A 6,958-nucleotide genomic window follows, 5' to 3' on the forward strand; every position below is an offset into this window, starting at 1 on the left:
AATTTGCTTTATTTAGCTGATGCTGCGTTTTAACAGCCTTAAAAAAGAATATTCAACCACTACGGCGCTGAACGTGCCATCGCTCGTTATACAAAATGGGATAATATTATTGCAGGGTGAAAACGGCAGCGGTAAAACAACCTTCCTTAAAATAATCGCCGGGCTGCTGCCTTTATTAAAATAGTATTTGGCATAGCGATGGGCCTGTTTTTTATTATACTCTACAATACAGGCATTTTACCTGGCATCTTAATGCTCATTATCGCATTTGTGCTATTCCAGGCCTATTATTATGATTTTGAAAAACAATAAAGCGAAACAACCGGCTTGAAAATTCAAACCGTAACTTTACCGTATGAATAAAGCGAGTAAAAAACCTGTTTTTAACCGGCGCATTTTCTGGGACGTGAATTTTGATGCTTTGGATTATGATAAACGTGCCAGGTTTGTAATTGAACGTGTATTTGAGCGGGGCGATGTGGATGATATACGCCAATGCAGAAGATATTACGGCGATGAATTGATAAAGGATATATTGATCACAGCAAAATATCTTCCCGAAAGAAGATTACACCTGGCTTCTGCTATAATTGATACACCAGTTAATGATTTTAAATGCTACAAACTGAGGCAATTAAACCCGGCGCTTTATCCATATTAAAGCGGGTAATGAGGTTAAAGGAATTTAATAGCTTTTATCTTGTTGGTGGAACTGCCCTGGCGTTAAAATTCGGCCATAGAATTTCAGTTGATCTTGATCTTTTTTCAAATGAAAATTTCGATACTGCAAATATCGTAAATGTGTTACAAAAAGAATTTTCCGGTGATTTTTATATGGAAAATCAAAATCCGAAATGGGGGATTTTTTGCTTTATAGAAGAAATAAAAGTTGATATTATACACTATAAACATCCAATCATACACCAGCCTGATACTATTGAAGGCATACGCTTATACAGTTCACCCGACATTACCGCGATGAAAATAAATGCTATACTAGGAAGAGGAAAGAAAAAAGATTTCTGGGATTTAGCAGAGCTTTTGCAACATTATAAATTAGCTGAAATGATTTCTTTTCATAATAAAAAATACCCTTCGCAAAACCTTTTAATAACTATTCCACAAGCCATCACCTATTTTGATGATGCAGAGGAAAGCGAAGATCCCGTAAGCCTTAAAAATCAAACATGGGATTCTGTAAAAAAAACCATTCAAAAAAGTGTAAGGGAATATTTATCATAACAATCATTCACAATAAAATAAAAATTCATGACACGTATCTGCCTGCTTTGTATTTTGATTACTTTATCAAATTCCTTTATCAGTGCACAAGACCTTTACATGCCCCGCAATATTAAAAATGCCTATACAAAAGGCACACGCGCATTAACCGGTGCGCCCGGGCCAGATTACTGGCAAAACAAAGGTGTATATGATATCAATGTTACAGTTCATGCAGACACAAAATCCATATCAGGAACAGAAAAAATTGTGTATTCCAACAACAGTCCTGATACATTAAGCATGATTGCCATCCGCTTTGTCAATAACATTCATAAACCTAATGCGCCACGTTCCGGCATGGCAGGCAACGATTTTCTTGACTCAGGCTTACATATTGCTTCATTTAAAATTGATGGAACAGTTTACGATATCAACAGCGACGACTGGGGCACAGTAAACCCGGTAAAATTAAAATCTGCAATGATGCCGCATTCCAATGCCACGCTGGAAATTGAATGGAGCTATCCTTTATCCAGGCAAAGCGGCAGGGAAGGCCAGATTGATTCAACCACTTTCTACTGCGCCTACAGCTATCCGCGTGTTTCTGTATATGATGATTACAATGGCTGGGATATGATACCGCATACAGACCGGCAGGAGTTTTATAATGATTTTAATGATTACACGTTAAATGTAACAGCACCCAAAAATTTTGTTGTATGGGCTACAGGTGATTTTTTAAATCCGGACGAGGTGCTGCAACCTGCTATAGCACAGCGTTTGAAAACATCTTACACGTCAGACAGTGTTATACAAATTGCCGGTTTTGATGAAATGCAGCAGGGAAAAATAACGCAGCAAAACGAATGGAACACCTGGAAGTTTAAAGCAGATCACATTACCGATGTATGTTTTGGCACAAGCAAAAATTATGTTTGGGATGCCGCAAGCGTTATTGTTGATCCTGAAAACAATCGCCGCGCCAGTGTGCAATCTGCTTATAACGACACAGCAAAAGATTTTCACGCTTATACCAGATTTGCACAGCATGCTTTAAGGTACTTTTCTACGCAATGGCCCGGTGTTCCTTACCCGTTTTCAAAGATGACATCTTTTCAGGGCTATGCAGATATGGAATACCCGATGATGATAAACGACGGCACCACAGATAATTTGAGTTTTGCCCAACTGGTGGCAGACCATGAAATAGCGCACACCTATTTTCCTTTTTATATGGGCATTAACGAAACACGTTATGCTTTTATGGACGAAGGATGGGCCACCACCTGGGAATATATAATTGGCATTGAAGAGAACGGTAAAACAGCCGCAGATAATTTTTATAAAAGTTTCAGGATAAGAAGGTATATCAATGATCCTTCTACGGAAGAAGACCAGCCCATCATTAGTATGTCAACGCAGGTAAGCGGCGCCGGTTATGGTAATAATTCTTATGGCAAAGCATCTTTATCTTACCTCGCATTAAAAGATTTGCTGGGCGACGATCTGTTTAAAAAGGCTTTGCATCATTATATGGATAACTGGAATGGCAGGCATCCAATTCCGTGGGACTATTTTTATTCAATAAATACAGGCGCTGGCCAAAACTTAAACTGGTTCTGGAACAACTGGTTCTTCAGCAATAATTATCTTGATTTAAAAATCAACAACGTCCAGTTAAAAAATAATAAAACAACCATAACCATTCAAAATGTTGGCGGCTTTGCCATTCCGTTTAATGTAATTGCAACAGATAAAAATGGCCGGCAAACAACACAGCATTTCACACCCGCAGTCTGGAGCAAAAATGATAAAACCATTACCGTTACAATTGATAATAAAGCAGCATTAAGTGCTGTAAAATTAGATGGCGGCATTTTTATGGATGCCACGCCCGGCGATAATGAATATAAATTATAGAGTGATATAAACACTCCAGCCGTTCTTAGCATTAAATGTTATCCCATGCAGGAAGCAGTTACCGGCCTGTTTCACATTTGTACAGTAGATTTATATTATTATTTCATCAGTTAACATTATACTACCTTCATGAGAAGAAAGCAATTTGAACCGCTGGTTATTGATGATTTTGAAGAACGGGAATTTCATCTCCCCGTTCATCGCCACACTTATTATGAACTGATTTATATACGAAAAGGTTACGGCATTCATTTACTCAATCATAACCAGTTACCTTATAAAGCGGGCGACCTGTTTATTCTTTCCCCAGAAGACGAGCATTATTTTGATATTAAAAAAAGCACCCATTTTACTTTTATAAAATTTACCGACAGTTATTTTGAAAGCCACAAGTTCAACCACCCGGATGCCTTTCTTGTTACAAGGCCTGAGGAGATCATGCATAATAAATTGCTGAAAGAAGTAAAGCTGAAGATGGATGAGCCTTGTATATCCATACTTAAAAACACAGTTGAAAATATAGTGGCTTATAACTGCCGTAAAGATGTGGCGTCTTCTCCGCTGGTATATTTCCAGTTGCTTTCCATATTTGGCTTGATACGCGAAGCGGCTGCCAAACTCGGTATCCGCATTGATAACGGCCAGCCTGGTAAAGAAGAGCTGATTTCATATATACATCAACATATTTACGAACCATCGTTGATACTTATAAAAAATATCGCCAGTTATTTTCACATTTCACCGGCTTATTTCAGCGCCTATTTTAAAAGAAATTTTGAGATAAGTTACCGGGATTACATTAATGATTACCGCATCAGGCTTATTGAAAAAAGAATTGCATCGGGCAAAACAACCATGAAGCAAATAGCAGATGAATTTGGATTTACAGATGAAAGCCATTTATCGCACTTCTTTAAAAAAGCAAGGAGTATAAGCCCTGCAAACTACCGGAAATCTATTGCATAATCTCCGCACTTTTAAACAGCTTGCAATGCATTGTTATGCATGTTGAATTTATTGTTATCATTGACAGACAAAAACTTTTAAATGAATGAAGAAATTTTTGAGCAAAGAATAAACCTTGAAGATTTGAATAAAGCCATGTTCAATCTGCAATCCGAAATAAAAAAAGTTATAGTCGGGCAGGATGATATGGTGCGTTTAATTATGGTGGCGCTGCTTGCCAACGGCCATGTATTGATTGAAGGCGTGCCCGGCGTTGCCAAAACCTTAACGGCAAGGCTGGTTTCAAAATGTTTAAAAACGGGTTTCAGCCGCATACAGTTTACGCCGGACCTTATGCCAAGCGATGTGCTTGGCACCAACATTTTCAACCCCGGCACAGGCCTGTTTGAATTTAAGCACGGTCCCGTTTTCAGCAATATTGTTTTGATTGATGAAATAAACCGTGCCCCTGCCAAAACGCAGGCCGCGTTATTTGAAGTAATGCAGGAACAGCAGGTAACTATGGATGGCATTACGCATATAATGCAAAACCCTTTTATGGTGATTGCCACACAAAACCCGATTGAGCAGGAAGGCACTTATCGTTTGCCGGAAGCGCAGCTAGACAGGTTTTTGTTCAAGATAATTGTACCTTATCCCAACGAAGCGCAAGAAGTAAGCATGCTGCAGCGTTTCCATCATTTTACAGAAGATAACGTGCTGAATATTGTTGAGCCCGTAATAAGTGATGCACAGGTTGTTCATTTAAGGCAACTGATAAAACATATTGTGGTGGAAGAAAAACTTATTCATTTCATTGTAAAAATTGCGGTTGCCACAAGAAATGATAAAGCCATTTACCTTGGCGCTTCGCCCCGTGCAACGCTGGCCATATTAAATGCGGCCAAAGCGTATGCAGCCTTATCAGGAAGGGATTTTGTAATTCCGGATGATATTATTTATATAGCCAGGCCGGTGCTGCGGCATCGCATCATTCTTGCGCCTGAAAAAGAAATGGAAGGAATAAATGAAGACGAGGTAATTGAAAAAATTATTCATTCCATTGAAGTGCCAAGATAATGCTGAAGCGTATATTTTACCGCCTGCGTTTTTATTTTACCGGGTTATTTTATACCATTGGTTCTGTTATTGTCGCACTGTTTATTCTTGCATTCTTTGCTGGGCCTTTGCAACAGATTGCAACCATTGCTTTGCTGTGTTTATGCCTCACTGTTATACTTGACTTTATTATTGTATTTGCAGGTAGTAAACCTGTAACGGCAAAACGTTTTTGCGCCGAACGCTTTAGCAACGGCGATGAAAATAAAGTAACGATTGAGCTCACTAACCGGCGGGCATATAAAGTAGCTGTTGAAGTTATTGATGAGCTGCCTGTGCAGTTTCAGCAAAGAAACTGGAAAAGGAATTTCGGGATGAAAGAGCATGAAGTGCTTTCATTTGATTATTACTTAAAGCCAACAGAACGCGGTGAATATTTTTTCGGTATCATTAATATTTTTTTGCGCGGGCCGCTGAATATGGTCATTCGCCATATAACAGGTGGTGAAGAACAGAAGGTTGCTGTATATCCATCGTTCATGCAGATGAAGAAATACCAGTTGATGGCCGTTACCAGCCAGTTGCGGCAGGGTGGTTCAAGGCGTTTGCGCAAGCTGGGCAGCAGCCTTGAGTTTGAGCAGATAAAAGAATATGTGCAGGGCGATGATTACCGCCGCATCAACTGGAAAGCCACCGCCCGCAAAAGCGGCCTGATGGTGAATAATTATATGGATGAGCGCAGCCAGCAGGTTGTTTGTTTGATAGATAAAGGCCGCAGTATGAAAATGCCATTTGAAGGCATGACGCTGCTGGATTATGCTATTAATGCAACGCTTGTATTAAGCAATATAGTTCTGTTAAAACAGGATAAAAGCGGTTTGCTAACGTTTGATAAAAAGACAGACCAGTTTATTCAGCCCGATAAGAAACCGGCGCAAATAAACCTTATCCTGCAAACTTTATACAGGCAGCAAACAGATTTTATGGATAGTGATTTTGAAGCCCTGTATGTGCATACGCGCTATCATTTAAAACAGCGGAGCCTGCTAATTCTTTTCACCAATTTTGAAAGCCTCTATAGTATGGAAAGGCAGTTACCTTATTTAAAGCAGCTTTCAACGCACCATCCTTTACTGGTTATATTTTTTGAAAACACAGAACTCGCCGCATTACAGCAAACCAAAGCGCAAACGGTTGAAGGCGTTTATCATCAAACCATCGCCAACAAGTTTGCTTTTGAGAAAAGGCAGATAGTAAAAGAGCTGCAAAAACATGGTATTATGAGTTTGCTTACAGCGCCGCAAAAACTTACGGCCAATACCATCAATAAATATTTAGAGTTAAAGGAGAGGCAGGTGGTGTAAGAAGAAGGAAGAACCCCAAATCATCAATATGCAGAACCGCAGCGGCGGGTTCATTGCGGCACTTCGTACGCAACGAATCTTTGTTATTGGTGGTATGTGCCTTTTGTTAAGTTAGCTGTAATAATATTTTGAGTTTTCCGTCTAACTCTAATAATTCAGCTGCTGAGCGTTTTCCTAAAAGCCGTTTTGCTAAAGTTTTATCTACTGTCGCAATCTTGCTTGTACGAATAAGCGGTAATTTTTTTAAGCTGTTTGAAGAATTGGCCTTTAGAAAAACATCTGTTGGTTCCTGCTAACCAATTTGTAATAAAGCAAACTGTTACTAACTATTTCACAGGATAGGCGACATTTCTCGCTTTATTTTCCTACTTTTGCGTATGCAAAATTTAGAAGTACTTATAGGCCAAAAGATAGATGGTCGCAAATTATCGCATGGGCAAAATGAA

General features: G+C 39.2%; 7 protein-coding genes. All 7 read left to right on the plus strand.

Annotated elements, in window-relative coordinates; translation table 11 throughout:
• Positions 1 to 19: 19 nt before the first annotated feature.
• The 7 genes from QM629_RS05910 (at position 20) to QM629_RS05940 (ending at position 6,512) form a co-directional block, all read left to right on the plus strand.
• Positions 20 to 184 carry an ATP-binding cassette domain-containing protein gene (locus QM629_RS05910; RefSeq protein WP_415158170.1) on the plus strand — a complete coding sequence of 55 codons (165 nt, stop codon included), beginning with the start codon at positions 20 to 22 and terminating at the stop codon, positions 182 to 184.
• Positions 185 to 355: 171 nt separating this feature from the next.
• A complete protein-coding gene (locus tag QM629_RS05915; RefSeq protein ID WP_415158172.1) occupies positions 356 to 661 on the plus strand; it encodes a DUF6922 domain-containing protein in 306 nt (101 codons plus the stop codon).
• An 8-nt stretch (positions 662 to 669) separates the two neighbouring features.
• A complete protein-coding gene (locus QM629_RS05920; RefSeq protein ID WP_415158174.1) occupies positions 670 to 1,242 on the plus strand; it encodes a nucleotidyl transferase AbiEii/AbiGii toxin family protein in 573 nt (190 codons plus the stop codon).
• Positions 1,243 to 1,269: 27 nt separating this feature from the next.
• A complete protein-coding gene (locus QM629_RS05925; protein ID WP_415158176.1) occupies positions 1,270 to 3,144 on the plus strand; it encodes a M1 family metallopeptidase in 1,875 nt (624 codons plus the stop codon).
• Positions 3,145 to 3,273: 129 nt separating this feature from the next.
• Positions 3,274 to 4,110 carry a helix-turn-helix domain-containing protein gene (locus QM629_RS05930; RefSeq protein ID WP_415158178.1) on the plus strand — a complete coding sequence of 279 codons (837 nt, stop codon included), beginning with the start codon at positions 3,274 to 3,276 and terminating at the stop codon, positions 4,108 to 4,110.
• An 81-nt stretch (positions 4,111 to 4,191) separates the two neighbouring features.
• Positions 4,192 to 5,169: an AAA family ATPase gene (locus QM629_RS05935; protein ID WP_415158180.1), complete on the plus strand. Its 978-nt coding sequence runs from the start codon at positions 4,192 to 4,194 to the stop codon at positions 5,167 to 5,169.
• The gene (locus QM629_RS05940; RefSeq protein WP_415158182.1) at positions 5,169 to 6,512 is read left to right on the plus strand and encodes a DUF58 domain-containing protein; all 1,344 of its coding nucleotides are present in this window, start codon (positions 5,169 to 5,171) and stop codon (positions 6,510 to 6,512) included. The genes QM629_RS05935 and QM629_RS05940 overlap by 1 nt, the downstream gene beginning before the upstream one ends.
• Positions 6,513 to 6,958: the final 446 nt, after the last annotated feature.

This window comes from Parafilimonas sp., from assembly GCF_047606085.1.
Taxonomy (GTDB): Bacteria; Bacteroidota; Bacteroidia; order Chitinophagales; family Chitinophagaceae; genus Parafilimonas.

Bases quoted from the DNA above. Each gene is read 5' to 3' on its own strand.
- QM629_RS05930 (WP_415158178.1), top strand. From the start codon at position 3,274: ATGAGAAGAAAGCAATTTGAACCGCTGGTTATTGATGATTTTGAAGAA.
- QM629_RS05920 (WP_415158174.1), top strand. From the start codon at position 670: ATGAGGTTAAAGGAATTTAATAGCTTTTATCTTGTTGGTGGAACTGCC.
- QM629_RS05910 (WP_415158170.1), top strand. From the start codon at position 20: ATGCTGCGTTTTAACAGCCTTAAAAAAGAATATTCAACCACTACGGCG.
- QM629_RS05915 (WP_415158172.1), top strand. From the start codon at position 356: ATGAATAAAGCGAGTAAAAAACCTGTTTTTAACCGGCGCATTTTCTGG.
- QM629_RS05935 (WP_415158180.1), top strand. From the start codon at position 4,192: ATGAATGAAGAAATTTTTGAGCAAAGAATAAACCTTGAAGATTTGAAT.
- QM629_RS05925 (WP_415158176.1), top strand. From the start codon at position 1,270: ATGACACGTATCTGCCTGCTTTGTATTTTGATTACTTTATCAAATTCC.
- QM629_RS05940 (WP_415158182.1), top strand. From the start codon at position 5,169: ATGCTGAAGCGTATATTTTACCGCCTGCGTTTTTATTTTACCGGGTTA.